Origin of the sequence: Sphingobacterium sp. UBA5996 (assembly GCF_002429765.1) — a bacterium.
Taxonomy (GTDB): Bacteria; Bacteroidota; Bacteroidia; order Sphingobacteriales; family Sphingobacteriaceae; genus Sphingobacterium.
The window spans coordinates 1-15584 of the sequence record NZ_DJAS01000024.1 but is presented as its reverse complement, the minus strand read 5'-3'; the positions used below and the strand labels follow the sequence as shown (position 1 = coordinate 15584).

The 15584-nt window shown below is 35.0% G+C and carries 13 protein-coding genes and 2 pseudogenes; 7 read left to right on the top strand and 8 right to left on the bottom strand.

From position 1 onward, the window contains the following. Positions 1 to 2 precede the first annotated feature (2 nt). Entirely contained in the window at positions 3 to 1118 is a 1116-nt protein-coding gene (locus B3E00_RS18500; RefSeq protein WP_293882340.1) for a clostripain-related cysteine peptidase, read from the top strand. 55 nt (positions 1119 to 1173) lie between these two features. Here the strand turns inward: B3E00_RS18500 and B3E00_RS18495 are convergent, their stop codons facing one another. After that, the gene (locus tag B3E00_RS18495) at positions 1174 to 1755 is read right to left on the bottom strand and encodes a hypothetical protein (RefSeq protein ID WP_293939648.1); all 582 of its coding nucleotides are present in this window, start codon (positions 1753 to 1755) and stop codon (positions 1174 to 1176) included. A gap of 339 nt (positions 1756 to 2094) precedes the next feature. Between B3E00_RS18495 and B3E00_RS18490 the strand changes: the two genes are divergently transcribed. Beyond that, the gene (locus B3E00_RS18490; protein ID WP_293882344.1) at positions 2095 to 3315 is read left to right on the top strand and encodes a M12 family metallopeptidase; all 1221 of its coding nucleotides are present in this window, start codon (positions 2095 to 2097) and stop codon (positions 3313 to 3315) included. 35 nt (positions 3316 to 3350) lie between these two features. Here the strand turns inward: B3E00_RS18490 and B3E00_RS18485 are convergent, their stop codons facing one another. Beyond that, complete coding sequence (locus tag B3E00_RS18485) at positions 3351 to 3806, bottom strand: hypothetical protein (protein WP_293882346.1); 456 nt, start codon at positions 3804 to 3806, stop codon at positions 3351 to 3353. A gap of 302 nt (positions 3807 to 4108) precedes the next feature. Here B3E00_RS18485 and B3E00_RS18480 point away from each other — a divergent pair, with 302 nt between their 5' ends. Continuing rightward, on the top strand, positions 4109 to 4231 hold the full coding sequence (locus B3E00_RS18480) for a hypothetical protein (RefSeq protein ID WP_293882348.1): 123 nt from the start codon (positions 4109 to 4111) through the stop codon (positions 4229 to 4231). Between the two features lie 41 nt (positions 4232 to 4272). Here B3E00_RS18480 and istB read toward each other — a convergent pair whose 3' ends face one another. Further along, positions 4273 to 5010, bottom strand: a complete 738-nt coding sequence (istB, locus tag B3E00_RS18475; protein WP_293939646.1) for an IS21-like element helper ATPase IstB — start codon at positions 5008 to 5010, stop codon at positions 4273 to 4275. 22 nt (positions 5011 to 5032) lie between these two features. Then, positions 5033 to 6577 carry an IS21 family transposase gene (gene istA, locus B3E00_RS18470; RefSeq protein WP_293939644.1) on the bottom strand — a complete coding sequence of 515 codons (1545 nt, stop codon included), beginning with the start codon at positions 6575 to 6577 and terminating at the stop codon, positions 5033 to 5035. Positions 6578 to 6765: 188 nt separating this feature from the next. On the opposite strand from istA, the pseudogene B3E00_RS18460 reads away from it, so the two are divergent. The 3 genes and pseudogenes from B3E00_RS18460 to B3E00_RS18450 form a co-directional block, all read left to right on the top strand. Then, positions 6766 to 7868: pseudogene (locus tag B3E00_RS18460) on the top strand (IS3 family transposase); the annotation flags it as partial. A 356-nt stretch (positions 7869 to 8224) separates the two neighbouring features. Next, positions 8225 to 9385, top strand: coding sequence for a sensor histidine kinase (locus B3E00_RS18455; protein WP_293939642.1), 1161 nt, complete (start codon positions 8225 to 8227; stop codon positions 9383 to 9385). Positions 9386 to 9398: 13 nt separating this feature from the next. Next, a complete protein-coding gene (locus B3E00_RS18450) occupies positions 9399 to 10103 on the top strand; it encodes a LytR/AlgR family response regulator transcription factor (RefSeq protein ID WP_293939640.1) in 705 nt (234 codons plus the stop codon). A gap of 7 nt (positions 10104 to 10110) precedes the next feature. Here the strand turns inward: B3E00_RS18450 and B3E00_RS18445 are convergent, their stop codons facing one another. From B3E00_RS18445 to B3E00_RS18435, 3 genes are read right to left on the bottom strand one after another with little or no spacing between them, the layout of a single operon-like run. After that, positions 10111 to 13194, bottom strand: a complete 3084-nt coding sequence (locus B3E00_RS18445; RefSeq protein WP_293939638.1) for a lantibiotic dehydratase — start codon at positions 13192 to 13194, stop codon at positions 10111 to 10113. Beyond that, the gene (locus tag B3E00_RS18440) at positions 13187 to 13573 is read right to left on the bottom strand and encodes a hypothetical protein (protein WP_293939636.1); all 387 of its coding nucleotides are present in this window, start codon (positions 13571 to 13573) and stop codon (positions 13187 to 13189) included. The genes B3E00_RS18445 and B3E00_RS18440 overlap by 8 nt, the downstream gene beginning before the upstream one ends. Before the next feature lie 23 nt (positions 13574 to 13596). Next, positions 13597 to 13746, bottom strand: coding sequence for a hypothetical protein (locus B3E00_RS18435; RefSeq protein WP_293939635.1), 150 nt, complete (start codon positions 13744 to 13746; stop codon positions 13597 to 13599). A 462-nt stretch (positions 13747 to 14208) separates the two neighbouring features. On the opposite strand from B3E00_RS18435, the pseudogene B3E00_RS22260 reads away from it, so the two are divergent. Then, positions 14209 to 14454 (top strand): annotated as a pseudogene (locus B3E00_RS22260) (transposase); the annotation flags it as partial. Positions 14455 to 14695: 241 nt separating this feature from the next. Here B3E00_RS22260 and B3E00_RS18430 read toward each other — a convergent pair. Then, positions 14696 to 15490, bottom strand: coding sequence for a class I SAM-dependent methyltransferase (locus B3E00_RS18430; protein ID WP_293939633.1), 795 nt, complete (start codon positions 15488 to 15490; stop codon positions 14696 to 14698). Positions 15491 to 15584 lie beyond the last annotated feature (94 nt).

The following is a 15584-nucleotide window of genomic DNA, read 5'->3' as shown; positions in this document are numbered from 1 at the left end:
ACATGAGATTTATACTAAGTTCTATAATATTAGTGTTTCTTTTCTTTTCGTGTAAAAAAGATGATCCTGTTGAACCTCCAAAAATTAAATACGATCATACGATTATTGTCGTCATGGAAGCTAACAATAATTTAAGACAATACGCGCTTGATAATATTAATGATATGGAAATAGCAGCTAATTCGTTTAAAAACGCTGCCGTTTTAGTTTATCTCCGTTCAAATAATGATGAAGCGATTCTTCTTCGAGTGAAATTTGATGAGGACTTAAAAGTAATAGCTAGTGATACGATAAAGAAGTATACCATTTCAAGTAGTAGTCCACAACAATTGAATATGGCAATCAATGATAGCAAGGAATTTTTCCCTGCAGAAAGCTATGGTTTAATTTTGTGGTCTCATGCGACCTCATGGGCACCACCTATTTCAAAACGGATAGAAACACGTTCCTTTGGAGAAGATCAAGGAAAACAGATGGATATTATTGATTTGAAAAATTCAATTCCATCAGGATTCGAATACATTATATTTGACGCGTGCAACATGGCAAGTATAGAAGTTCTTTGGGAATTTAAGGAAAAGACGAAATATATTATTGCATCTCCAACAGAAGTATTAGCAAGTGGCTTTCCTTATAGAAAAGTATTACCTTATCTTGCCTCTAAGGAGCCTGATTTAATAAATGTTGCAAATCAGTATTTTGAACATTATAGTTCTTATACAGGTCAAATGCAATCTGCATCTGTTACATTGCTTAACACAGCAGAACTTTCTAAACTTTCAAGTTTATGTGCTGATCTATATTTAAAAAATAAGTCGGTTGGTATACCAATTAGGGTTAATGTCCAAAGATTAGATTACACAGCGGATTTTCCAGTGCCTGCATTTGATTTTGTAAATTATCTGGAGGTAAATTTTCCTCTTTCGGAGCTTGATCCTATTAAAAAGCAGATGGAGAAAACGATTATTTATAAGAACGCTACAGATCAATTTTTAGGAAAGCCAATTAAGGCTTTTTCTGGGTTCACCTGTTTTATTCCAGAATCTGAGGATTTTTATTTAAACTATTATCGTACCCTTAATTGGTATAAAGATAGTGGTACTAATGTGTTATTTTAGCTCTTTAGATCTTCTCTTTGGTGGATGACCTTTTAAGAGAAGATCTAAATACAATTTATAACGTAAAAGTTCCTTTCAAAGATGTTCTACCTCCATTTTCATTTGGGATGGTGAATTCTATTATTCCAGAACCTTTAGCATTGCTTGGGTTGCCTCCATCATCAAAATGTGTGAACATGATGTAACCTGTCCCATAATAATAGATTTTATCATTATCAGAGTATCGAATAAATGCATTGTCCCAATCTTCAAAATATCTGTTTCCCTTTTCAATTTGGATTCTTTCTTTTCCAGGATTTGGCTTTATCTCATATTTCTTGTTTAAAACAACTCCTCCGTTTACGGGACAATAGATGGTAATATCAAATCCTTTGGGATTTTCACCTTTTGTATATGGAGAGGCAGATAATGTGAAGTTTTCCTTATACTGCTGATACGAATCAGTTGGTGGGGGATTGTAAGTTAGAAATGGGCTATTAGGTGCTCCAGGTGTTAGAATTATATGTCTTGCATCTACATAAGTAATCCCATCTTTCTGTATTTCCAGTTTATTTGAACTAGGTAAGAGATTACCGTTTTTGTCGCAAGAATATAGTCCAATGGAAATGATTGTTAAAAATAATATTATCGTCCTCATAATTATAATGTTTTGATTGTCAGTTATACGGTTTGAACCTACATAATGCTACAGTTATTAATTATTTGATTATTTATTAGTTTTTATGAATGACTTTGTATGGCAAAAAGTATTTATTGTGGATTATTTTGTCGAGGATTTTCCTAAGGTTATATGGGTCAAAATCAAGTTGGTCGAGAAAATTTTGTGGATCGTAAATGTTTCAATATTATTATTCTGTAAAAGTATTTTGATAATCGCTTATCAATTTGGAACTTCTAAGAAGTTTTCGATGAAATTCTGGGTGAAATATCTAGGTATTAAATGTCTGATTATTTTTTAACCTTAATAAACACTATTATGATTAGGAAAACACTTAATTTGAAAACTCTATCATTATTGATGATAGCTTTACTTTTGTCTTGCAGTAAGGACAAGATAGCTGACCAACCGAAACATATTCAAGAAATAGCGAAAAAGGCTAAAGGTGAATTTATTACCCTAGAGTCTGGGGCAACGGTTGAAAAACGTGGTGAGAATTATTTTATAGAAGGTGACATCTTACTGACACCTAGTCAATTTGAATTGATAAAAACGAATAATTCTTTTGAAGCGGTTGCCAAAGAAGATTTGGATCAACCTTATCAAAACGCGTCACCGGCATCTTCGGGTAGATTATTTAAAACTAATCCCAATACCAAAAGTGTTGGTGTTCACCCAAATGAAAATAGAATGTGGGCTATGGTAAGATATACTGTAAATTCCAATGTCAGCGCTGGAGCAAGGTTAGCCATTAGTGCCGCCATTCAACACATTGAATCAACAACAAATATAAGGTTTTACAATGCAACAGGCCAGCCGACTTATGATTCTCAATGGGGATTTTATTATCCCTACATCGAATTCTTTCATGGTACTTCCACTAATCCTAGTGCTTGGAATGCAGAAGGAAATTGGTCGACTGTTGGGAGATGGGATGCCGTTAAGAATCCAGCGACACAGGGTCGGGGAGATGCTGGTCAATGGTTAAGCCTGCAGCAGGATGAATCAATGGGACCTTTTTTGCCTCCTTTTTCAGTTCCGATGGGTGTTGTGGCACACGAAATTATGCATGCTATTGGTTTATACCACGAGCATACTAGACCTAATCGCGACAATACCATTACTGTTCATCCTGATAGATGTAGGTTAACGGGTAATGATTATAAAACGAATTTTGATAAGCGAACAGGGAATTATTTTATGTTTGGAAGTAGTGTTGATCTAAATTCAATTATGATGTATGGTATGACCGATTTCGCTAAAGATGCTAATTTTCCTGTGATTACATTAAATGCAGGGGGGACTTATCCTGTTAATAGAACTGCGCTATCAGATTTGGATAGGTCGTATGCTAACTATTTCTATTTACCATATATAGCTAGATCAGATGTTTATAGAGAATTGGCTCCAACTGTTTATAAATCTGATAATACTGTAATGACTGCTCAAGAAAGATCGAGTTTGCAAGCATATTTGAACAATGGCAATCCTAATCCACCAAATTGTTGTAGGTTAACAAATAATCATACAAATTTATAATAAAAGAAACCCGTATTTTCCATACGGGTTTCTTTTTATCTTTTGTATTTGATACTTACCACAGGATCACTTTTTCCATTCCGAATAATCATTTCGGAGTTATTCAGAATTTCACAATTCAAGGAAACATAAGAGTTTTCCTGTCCTTTATCGTTTGGTATTTTTAAAAATAGTGAATCCTTCTTTTTAATAAATCCTTTGTATATTGAAGATGGAGTATTTATCTCAATATTTGCATTTATGCCATTATATTCATAAGCTCCAAACATAGTATCTGCATCTACTTTATAATCAGTATAAAGACGAAGAATATTGCCATTTGGAAGTTCTTTCCAATCTTCATTTCCCTTTTTTATTGCAGTTTCTTTCCATGTATATTGGTTACTATACATTGGAGGGTCTATAATAGGAGGCTCAATTTCATTTTCTTTACAAGATTCGTTAAAAATAAAAAATACTGATAAAAGAAGTAATTTAAATGAATTTCTCATATTTTTATTCGTTTGATTAGTAATTATTTAAACGATTATTGTCTAAATAATGCTACACCTAGAGGCATTCTCTGTGTTTGGTAAATCTTTGATCGAGTAAAAAACTACTTTGATATAGTTCAACTCTGAGTTCGTCGAGAATATTTTCGATTGTTTTTAATAAAATATATACTTACTGCGATAACTGAACCTTTAAAAATCAAAATGAAACCAAAAAGAATTGACCTCTTCCCAAAAAACTGGAGTATTTAAAAGTAGGGAATTCGGACTTGAATTACTAATTTTAAAAGGGAGGAAAAACGATGAAAAAATCAAAGTTTAAAGAAGCACAGATCGCCTTTGCGATCAAACAGTCCGAGACAGGTGTCTATTTCGGTGATACTGGTCCAGTGATTTCGGTGATATTGGGCCAATTATTTCGCTAGTCATTGGGTCACTTTCCGATTACAATAATATACAATTGCGATTATGATTCCAATTTCTTTTTTCTTCTGTAAGATTCGCCTTCCAGCAGCACTCTATGTGAAGAGAAAGTGACCCGATCTAGGATAGCATCAGCAATCGTGCTTTCGCCAATCAGCCCATGCCATTTTTCTACAGGTATCTGTGTAGCCATGATCAGTGAAGCGCTGTTGTAGCGATCTTCTATAATATCCAATAAAGCTGTTCTTGCCTGCTGATCTATCGGGGTAAGACCAAAGTCATCTAGTATGAGCAATTCTGCTCTTTCAATTCTTTTGAGCAACTTATGATAGGTACCGTCCAATCGCGCTATTTTCACCATATCAAAGAACCTTCCTGTGTTGAGGTAAAGTGTTTTGAAAAGCATCTGACAGGCTTTAACACCTATACACTGAGCGAGGAAGCTTTTTCCTGACCCAGCAGGCCCTGTCAGAATAACATTCTCCCGACGATTTATAAAGCCTAGTGAAAGCAATCTTTCGAACATATTGCGATCTAATCCTCTGGAAGGTGTGTAATCAATGTCTGTAGCTGCTGCCTTTTCCTTGAAACAGGCTTTTTGAATAAGATTATCAATGTTCTTATTCTGCCTGGCTTCCCATTCAGCATCAATTATCGTCGCCATAAAGTCATCCACGCTCATCTCACGATAAAGGTTTTCATTCACGCTGGATCTATAGAGTTCAGCCATTGTCGTCATTCGCATTTTGCGCATCTTTTCGATTGTTGTGTTTTCGTTCATATTACTTTTATATGTTTTGGTATTATTTATAGATTGATGCATCCCGCAAGTTTTCATGCATAGGGATGCTGAAGATTGCCTGAGGTTCTTCCTGTAGTGTGTCAAGTCCATTTTTCAGGATATTGGATATGGTTTGATAGGATGCCCAATGATGTAAAAGCGCTCTTTTGCAAGCATTATTCAATCGTGTAGCACCATATGCATTTGCATATGAGAGTATTCCTTGTGCTTGTTTGTATGCCAGTTCAGGGTAATTGTACTGCGCAATAAGCCTTCGAATATATTCCTGGGTAGAGGCACCGATAGCCGAAGCCTGCTGCTCAAAGTATAACGGATTCCAATCGTTGTAAACCTGATGGGAAGAAGGCATGTGATCTCCCCGGGTAGTATAGGATCCTGGCCGGAACGATCGCTGATGTTTAGCTATCCGCTGAAAGTTATAGAAGACCTCCACTGTCTCTTTATTATACTGAACTTCTACATGATGGCCGATATAGCGATGGGGAACGCTGTAATAGTTCCTGTCCACACTTAGGTAGATATGGGATATTTTCTGCACTTTTGCACGCCTGAAGTACCTCAGATTATATGTTGATATAGGCAGCGGACCCAGATATTTTTTTTCCAGATCAATAAACTGACTCCGTCTAGTAGCACCTCCGTGTGAAAACAGGTAATCATTGTAACGTACCAACTGTTCGGCAATTGCAGCATTAAGATCATTCAGACTAAAGAAGGTTTGATTGTGCAAAGGATAAAAGATACGCTGGTATACCAATGTAACACTGCGCTCTACCAATGCCTTATCCTGAGGGTGGTAAGGGCGGGCAGGATCCACTACACAGCCGTAAAAAAGAGCAAAGTCCGCAAGGGTTTTGTTGATTTCCGGTGCGTATTTAGAGCCTTTGCTCACGGCCGACTTTAGGTTATCAGAGACTATAGCCTGGGGTACTCCACCTGACCATCTTAGACAGCTATCCAAGCAATCGATAAAGTCTTCACGTTTCTGGCTGGCTACCGCTTTGACAAAAGTATATTGGCTGCATGGATATACAGCAACAAAGATCTCCACGGGGATAGCTTCGCCTGTCTCACGGTCCACATAATGCATTTTCTTGCCAGTGAAGTCTACAAAAAGCTTCTGGGCTGCCTTATGCTCGAGCTTTCCTGATGCTTTTACCTTTCCTTTCCAATGCCTGTAATGTGTTGTAAACTGCGTATAACGGTAGCCATTCGGATACTCTAGCAGGTAATTTTGCCAGATAGTATGCAGGGTGGCACCTGGACGTTTCAGCTCTTTCTGAATGTTACTGAACTGCGAAGATAAGGCTTCATAACGTTCTTTTTCAGTTTGATCTTCTTCGGTAAAAAGATCGTGAAGCTTAGCGTCTTCCATCGACAAAAGCTCACGGTACTCCAGTTCCAGTCCATTAAAACGTCGCATGTAACTGTCTACCGTTTTACGGTTGATGTTCATCATTTCGGCAACCTTACGGTTGCTGAGTCCTTTTTCCTTAAGAAGGATAAGTGTTCTAAGTTCCATTTTATCTTTCCGTTGTCCTGCCATACTGCTGTGATAAGTTTATACAGCAGCAACTTAGGCAGTTTAAAGGAAAGTGGCCCAATGACCTCCGTTTTCAACAGAGAAATGGCCCGACGACCTCCGAAATTAAGGAGATTTTTTGGCCCAGTGACTTCCGAAATAATTGGGTATTATAGCCGAATTGAATGGCCCGTTGACCTCCGTTATAGACAACAGGTACCCGTGTGGAAAAAGTCTGCAGAAAAATGGGTATCAGGGAAGCTACCTTCTACAACTGGAATAAGAAATACGGTGGCTGGGGGTATTGGAGCTGCGTAAGCTCCGGCAATTGGAAGAAGAAAATGCACAGCTGAAAAAGCTCGTGGCCGATCTTAGGACAAACGGATGCTCCAGGATGTATTAAAAAAAAGTTTTAAAGCCTTCGCAGCGTAGAAGCATGGTTACCGGATTTATTTCTGATTATCGAATTTCCCTACGCACAGCGTGCGAGATATCTCTGCCGAGCACGTCAGTTTGGTATTATAAACACCATAGATCAGATGACAGTCCATTACGCCTTCGCATAAAAAGCATTGCTGAATCACGTGTCCGTTACGGAATAGAGTGAATCGTCGTTCTTTTGAAACGTGAAGGCCGGCGGGATAATACAAAACGGATTTATCGAATTTATAAGGAAGAAGGCTTAGATCTACTGGTGAAAAGGCCTAGACGCTGCCATGCCGCTGCTCATCGATCCGAGAGACCGGTTTTTTCCAATTTACATGACTGCTGGAATATGGACTTTGTCGCTGATGCGCTGTTCGATGGCAGGAAAATCCGCTACTTAACTATAGTGGATAACTATAGCCGTAAATGCATGGCTATTGAGGTTGGGTAGAGGCTTAAAGGAAATGACGTTGTTTCTGTTTTGGAAGAGCTCCGACTATTCCAACAGGCAATACCCAGAAAAATCCAAGGGGATAACGGATCGGAATTGCGGAGCAATCATGAACACCAAATAAAAACAAACACAGGTGAATAATTTATTTCCAAGGAGGTCGATAGATGGGCATATGAGCATCAGGTGAAATTGGTTTTCTCCAGACCGGGAAAACCAACAGATAATCCGTATATTGAGTCATTCATTGGAAGTTTTCGGGACGAGTGCCTAAATACGCATTGGTTCCTGTCATTGGAAGATGCGAAGGAAAAAATTGAAATCTGGATGGAAGAGTACAACACCTTCAGACTCCACAGCTTTTTAGGGGATTTGACTCCTGAAATGTTTATAAAAAAAAAGAAAACAGCAGAATTTTCTACTTTAGAAGACGCCTAAATATCGAGAGAGGTCATTGATCAGGGAGGTATAGTACTGACTAAAATTTATAACCAATCAAAATATGTTTATTAAACCTTAGTGTTAAATATTCTCGTCGAACAGCAATTTGACCTTGACAAACTTTTGAAATACCACAATATTTTAAAATGTAATGATTTGATATCTCTAAGCTTACCAAAAAAGCTGAATATTTTTTTTAATTCCTTTATTTAGAGGTTGTTATTTTTTACGAAAATTATTCTTGTGTCATGTTATGTATCGATTATCTTTCTTTAAGATCTTTCTTTATTATATTTAGTAAATTTTTGACTACATATTGAATAAAAAGATATTAGTAAGTAAACCAATATTACATGAGAAGTGAAGTTATTTGGGGGAAATGGTATACGCCTTTCGTAAGGGTGATCGTGCATATAATTTTTTGGATGTTAGTCTTTTTTACGTATTATTTTACTTATAGAAGGCTAGGAGGGAACTATATCTGGATTTTAGTAGCAAAAGAACTTTTTGTCACTACATCCTTGTTCTATTCCGGTATTTGGCTTATTTCAAAATGGATAGAAAAAAGAAAAGTACTTCCCCTCATAATATTTATAATCCTATCATATATCTGGTGGTTAAATATTACTTATTTTGCATGTGACTTTCTTACTGACTTTGAATTAAAGGAAGGTAGTGGCATTTATAAGTATGTGAAATTCTTTACCAGTGATGGATATTTCGGTATTTATCAACTTAAAAAATTTCCTGGTGCATTTCCTGATTTTTTAACCCTTGTATCCCTACCATTAACACCAAAATTGGTTAAGCATCTTATTGTTCAAGGCAACAAGATGCTCTTATTAGAAAAGAACCAAGCAGAACTCGAACTTGAGAAAGCAAATTTAGAATTAAAGACTACTAATCTTGAATTAGATAAAGCAAATCTGGAACGAGATAACCTTAAGATGGAACTAGAAATTCTTAAATCTCAGATCTCTCCCCATTTTTTATTTAATACGTTAAATAGCATATATAGGCTTGCTGAAAAAGGAGAACCCAGTACTCCTAATACCATAATGAAACTGTCTAATATGTTACGGTATTTGCTTTATCAGACCAATGATGATAAAATATTCATCGCAAAAGAAATTCAGTTTTTAAATGATTATCTGGACCTTATCCAGATCAGATTTGGTAATGACATAAATCTGAATTTTAATATAGAAAAGATAAAGGAACCTTATCGAATAGTCCCATTAATGCTATTGCCTTTTATCGAAAATGCTATCAAACATGGACCAGAAAGAAGCAGAGCAGATGCATGGATTGACGTTTCATTAACAATTGATGCCGGTGTATTGAAATTCGTAGTTGCTAATGGAGTAAATAAAAGCAGTATTGAACCACCAAAAGGCGGCATTGGATTGAAAAATGTTAATAGGAGACTGGAACTTCGATATATGGATAGATATAAATTAGACATATCTGATAATCTGAATAGTTACACTGTCGTACTTGAAATTGAATTGTAATAAATCTTGAAAAATGATTAAATGTATTGTAATTGATGATGAACAACTGGCACAGGAAATACTCGTGTCTCATTTAGAGAAAATTCCCGATATAGAAATTGTGGGAGTATTTAATAATGCATTTGATGCAATGAAAGTGTTAAGATCAAACGAAATAAATCTGGTATTCTGTGATATTCAAATGCCTGATTTGGATGGTGTTAATTTTCTTAAAAGCCTTAAAAATCCTCCTTTATTTGTATTTGTTACTGGTGATCCATCACATGCTATCGAAGGATATCAATTAAATGTCTTAGATTATATACTTAAGCCATTTGGCGTAGATCGTCTTTTGCAGACTATAGAAAAAGCCCAGGCGTACTTAAACCTGGAGAAGGGAACCAAACCGGAACTGAACTTTCTTATAATTAAAGATAGGTCAAATATTATCATTACACCTTACGATGAAGTATATTCAATCAAGGCAGATAAGGATTACGTATGGGTTGAAACATTGGAAAAAACGTACCATGTGTGGAAAAAACTAATGGAAATGGAAGAATCCTTGGTCAATGCAAAGCAGTTTATCCGAGTGCACAAATCTTACATCATTAATCTAGATTATGCTAAGCAAGTTGAAGGTAATATAATAAAAATGAGAGGCAGTTTGGACGATGTGCCAATTGGTGGTCAATATAAAGCAGAATTGTTTAAACGTTTGGGATTAACGGGAGGTTAATAGCTTTTTAACATTCAGTTCTCTTGAACTCACAATTTAAGATCTTAACAAGGAAATGGTAAATTACCATTTCCTGTTCTCTTTGTTTGGTGAAGAAAATTCTATTCAAAAGCATGTGTGTTAGAGAGCTAATTATTCTTACGTTCATCATTTGAAAATCTTTATTCTTATTGCATTTCTCTGCAACTAAAGTCATTTGGGCCTTATATTCATTGAGTATCGAGCAATAATTAGTGTTTTCTATTTTCATAAATGAAGAGATTTCATCCTTCTTTTCCCGGAAATTTTTATCCAGTTTGTACTTTAATTTTGGTACAGTGTCAAATTCCTTAAGAAAACTGTCTCTCCATAAATTAAGCAATGATATTTGTTCAGCAATTGTATAATTGAATGCTGAAAGAAGATTCTTCGTCATTCCTAATGCCAGCTTCCATCTAAGGCTTTCACCTTCACGTTTAATATAGGGTAATAATTTGGTAATCGTTTCACTCTCTAAGTGGAATATAGATTCGCAATTTTCAATGTTTGAGAAACCATAACGTTCAAGTTCCCGTTCATAAGTATCAAGCATGAACTTTGAAATGCGGCGACTTTTAATTAATGGCTCCAAAATATTGTTGATACTTTTCGAGACTATTAAAAATGTACTTTCCAATTCTCCATTTAATTGAAATCGTACGCGCAGGTGCGGTTCTGGATCGGCATATCTCATATAAAACCATTTTTGAATTTTATCATGTTGCTTTAGCCCTTGAACTATCCGTTGCAATTCTTCTTGAATTATCCTATCGCTTTCTCTTTCACCACAATAAATTTTGAGATATAGCCATTCGCTTCCCGGAACAAATGTTCGCTTAATATTACTTTCGGATTGAATAGTCAGGGAAGAGGAACCTCTAATGGAATTTCCAATAATTGGAATAATCACTTCATTGGACAATACTTCGCCGTCAGAATTAATAACCGGGCTACTAAATTCATCATAAATATTTTCAATTAGCCTTAGACCCTTATGATTCAATTCTTTTAAAAAGATCTGTTTCCCAATTTCGTTACCTAGATCAATTAAAACTTCGTTGTCTCCATTGGCGATTAAAACTTTTGTAGGAAGCTGGTATTTTTTTATAAAATATTCGATTTTTTCATTAGCATCCCTAAGATTCAAAGTCCTAAATTCTATATGTGGGATATGCCATTCGGCACGGGAAAGAATAACATGCTTATAGCATATTCTGGGAAAGAAATTTTTTTTTGTATTTGGATTCCAATCCCAAGAAATTTTAATGGAATTTTCCTGTTGTTGAACATCACATAAAAATCTATAAATAGTCATTCCATAATGGAAGTTATGCGCGCTGCTGAGTCTAGGAAGTATGCGTTTATTTAGATTATTTGATCTTAAAATTACCTTTCCGTTTACTATTTTTAAATATATATCACTTAATGGTATTTTATGATCCTTATCAACGGCAGCTTGACCAATAATAGGAATTTCATATTCGTATAAACTTGGCCTTGCAAGAATGTTTCCGGCATTGGATTTAGGATAAAATACGATCTCTGCCAGAATAGTTTCATTTAATTGGTTTTGTTCTTCTCGTGCAAGCTTTAAAAGTTTGGTCTTTAGTGTCTCATCAAGATATGAAAAACGGGTGAGCAACGGTAACGACGATGAGCCTCCACAACCTTTTAAATGAAATCTGAAATCCTTAATATCAGATTTTGTTTCTAATAGGTTTCCGAATATATATAAGCCAAGGGGTAACTTGTTTTTTTCTGAATTATTCTTCATCCCAAATATCTCAAAGTCTTTTTCTTTCAGTTCTATTGAACGTTTACTATAATCTGGCTTTTCAGAATACTTTTCTACAATTGATTCAACAAATTCAGAATAATCGGGGATATTGTTTGTTTGACTGCCAGTTAGTCCATTTAGCAGTGGGAGTTCTCTTTCTAAAATTGAGGCTTGAGTACCATATCCAATGCCTTGTTCAAAATCTAAAGCCTCCATCAAGGGGATTTCCTGATCTCCATATCGTGAGTAAAATTTCTTTGTGAAAAGTTGTAGGTCGTCAGCTTTTTTATTATGATTTAAATGTATTAATTCGAATATCTCGCGTATTATAATTGAAATTTCAATATCATTTAGATTGCCTTCGGTCATTTTTCTCATTGAATCCACTTGGAACAAATTTTTGGGATCTTTGTGAAATAAACTCGAAAAAGCTTCCTTGATAATACATTTCGATGAGCTGATTCCCTCTGACTCACTGTTAGCTAAAATTTCAGAAAGTTCAATAATACTATTATAAAAATTTGTTCCCTTAGATATATTAAGGGCTCTATTGAAAAAATGATCTAAGCTATCAACTGTAGTAATAGGATCAGTTTCTGGTATGAGAATTTTATGCTCAATTAGCTCAAATATAAATTTTCTAGCCTGAACTTCTGTTACCCCAAACTGTCCGATAAAATTTACTATTTGTTTGATTGTTTGCCCGTTGCTGGCATTGGCAATAACTGTTTTAATTAAAATGTTCGAGTTAATCCTGGACCAGTTAAATTTTCTATCAGAAAAATGCTCTGTATATTCGATGTATGAGAAGTTGTCACCATTATTGACGAGCGTTGAATTTGGATAAAAGATTATATTCTCAATCGTAATTTCATCGTTTAATAAAAGTTTATTTATGATTTCCTGGCTCGCATAATCCAAGCGGTATTTAGAAAGAAACTTGTTGTTTAAAACAAGCTTGGTTTTGGAACTTGAAATATCCCCAAGAGAAATAGATGAAAATTTACCAAATGGAGTAGGACGGTTAGACATTCTACTGATGTATTTATATATTGACGGCAATATATTCCTAGTTTCCTGTGTAAAAGGTTTGTTTAATAATGTTTCTAATTGATTGAAAAGGTCTTGACTGGCTATAGCAATTGCATCAAGCAACTGTGGATCTTTGAAAAATTCAACGATAAAATCCCAAAATTCCAATTCAGTCTTGCAATTATTCACTCTATCGAAAAAGCTAATTGGCAATCTTGGGTTTCTAATTATAAAGAAATCTGCAGGTTTAACAAGCCTATACATTAGTTACCTTAATATTTTTTAAAATTTTGTCTATACATTTATTGAAATCTTCGAAAGAAATCGGCTTCAATAGTTCATGTATTTCCCCATTGGGAATTTCTCCATTATAGTGGCTTATTGGTGTAGCAGAAATTATAACAAAAATTGGGGACTCTGGAAATTTTGAATAATTGAAATCATTTTTATCTCCATAAGGTATAACTAAATCAAGGAAAATTATTGTAGGAGAACAAATTCTCAGTAGACTTTGGATTTCTGATTGCTCTTTAGCAGTTCCCATAAGGATTAGATCATTCCTACGACTAATATAGTCTTGTAGCATCTCAATCGCTAATGCTTCATCTTCAATAAGTATACATGAAAAACCATTCTCCATCATGTTAAATTTTAATAAATAATCATTTATGAATAGGAAGTTGTCATTGTGACTGTACCAGTTTGTTCAGTCTCGTCAAAAATTCCTTTACCTGTACTATTTGAATAATCCGCACTTCCGATAATTTCCTTTTCAATTTTTAAAAATTGTTCAATTTCTGAATTAGATAGTTCCATAATTTTTATTGTTTAGTGACTATTATTTTTCACTAAAATCTGCCTTCTATACACTCGAAAAAAATATTCTCGTCAAACTCTTGTTTGACCATTATGAACGACCTATTTTACCCTATTTTTTTGTTTTAAGGGCTTTAAGGGCATATTTTTATGTTTTTTCGAGTTTGTCGAGTAATTCTATTGTTTGGTATAGGTGAAAATTGAGTTTGACGAGAAAAGTTGGTTCGCACCCCTTAATGTGTTATAATAATTGACAATGAAATTGAAGCGGACTACTTCATCATATAGAATCTTATATCCATGTCCCTTAAGATCATAGTGATCGGAAAGAGTTAATCCCCAATGAAGGCGTTCTAGCGCCCTTAATTAAGTATTTACTGGAGTCGAAGATGGATAGCGAGCTGGGAAGTCACCTTCAGGAAGATAAAGCGTCTGGACAATCCAACCTCTATACGATTTTAGTATGATGAGCAGGTGCGTAAGACAATCTATACCACTAATCCTATTGATGGAATGGACCGTCAGATCCGAAAAGTAACGAGTTCTAAATGTGCATTCAATGCTGAGAATGCTTTTATGAAGCTGATTTTTCTGATAATAAAACACATCTCTAAGAAGTGGAGAAAGTCAGTGTATAACTGGGGCTTGAACATATCCCAACTTTACATTAAAATTGGGGATAGGCTCAAACTTGATAGAGGCTTTTAGATTTTTTGTAATTATCCAATGACACAGTTTGAGTTAAACTCCCTCCATAGAGGGGCTATTAATCCTTTTGGAAGAGATTAAATAAAGTTAGATAACAAGACGTATTCGCTCGTTGTCTAACTTTATAAATATGGATTTTTAGGTATTTCAATTAATTTGTATCCATCATTCTTTAAAGATTCCCGCAATTCAACTTCGGGAAGGGTTTTAAAAATTATAATGCTTAAAGACTGACTTGGTATTATGCCAAAATTTGATAAAAATCCCTAAGTCCTTTTTTGAATAGAATTTTTCTGAACTTCCTCTCAGACCTTACTGCCGGAATTTTTTCACTTCCGGGGAACCAGAAATTTGGATTGAAATTTTTGATCGCTACCATAGGTAGATTAATACCGGCTGCAAATTTTTCCATTTCCCTTTCTGATACCTTATAAACAAAATTACCAACTGCTTCATAAGAAAAGCGGTTTTTCCATATCTTATTTACTAAACCATATTTTATCTTTTCTAAAACATTGTTCATAAATAACAAGAAAGGCATTTTCATGATCGGATCTTGTGGCTCGATTATAACAATTCCCTTTTTTGCTACTCGGATCATTTCATAAAGTGCAGCATAAGGTCGTGGAAAATGATGATAAGTTTCTTTACATAAAATATAGTCTATGCTATTATTTTCAAAGGAGAGATTTTCTGCATTTTCAGCGGAGTATTGCTCAACAATGCCAATCTCTTTAGATACGGCAAGAAATTCATCGCTTATATCGGAGGCAATTACGTTTTGGACGCCATTTTCAATTAAATAGTTCGCATCGTGCCCGTAAGCATCACCTACGGTTAGCCAAGATGCATTCTTATATGTTGTAATAGGTTTGACACATTCAAAAAACTGATTCTGCAACCAATGGTTTATGGTTCCTTTATATGTCTTTATTCCATTTAACAAAGCTATCTTCTGTTCTTTTTCGGGGAAGAGATTTGTATACCAATTGGAATGTTCATTGTAACTATCTTCTTGAAATGATTTCTCCTTCATACTAGTATTTTTCACTTTATAGACTTTTTAGTGAGCCACATTGACGGAATAAAATACAATTACAATTTAGAGGTGTAATCTCCCCTAAAAATAG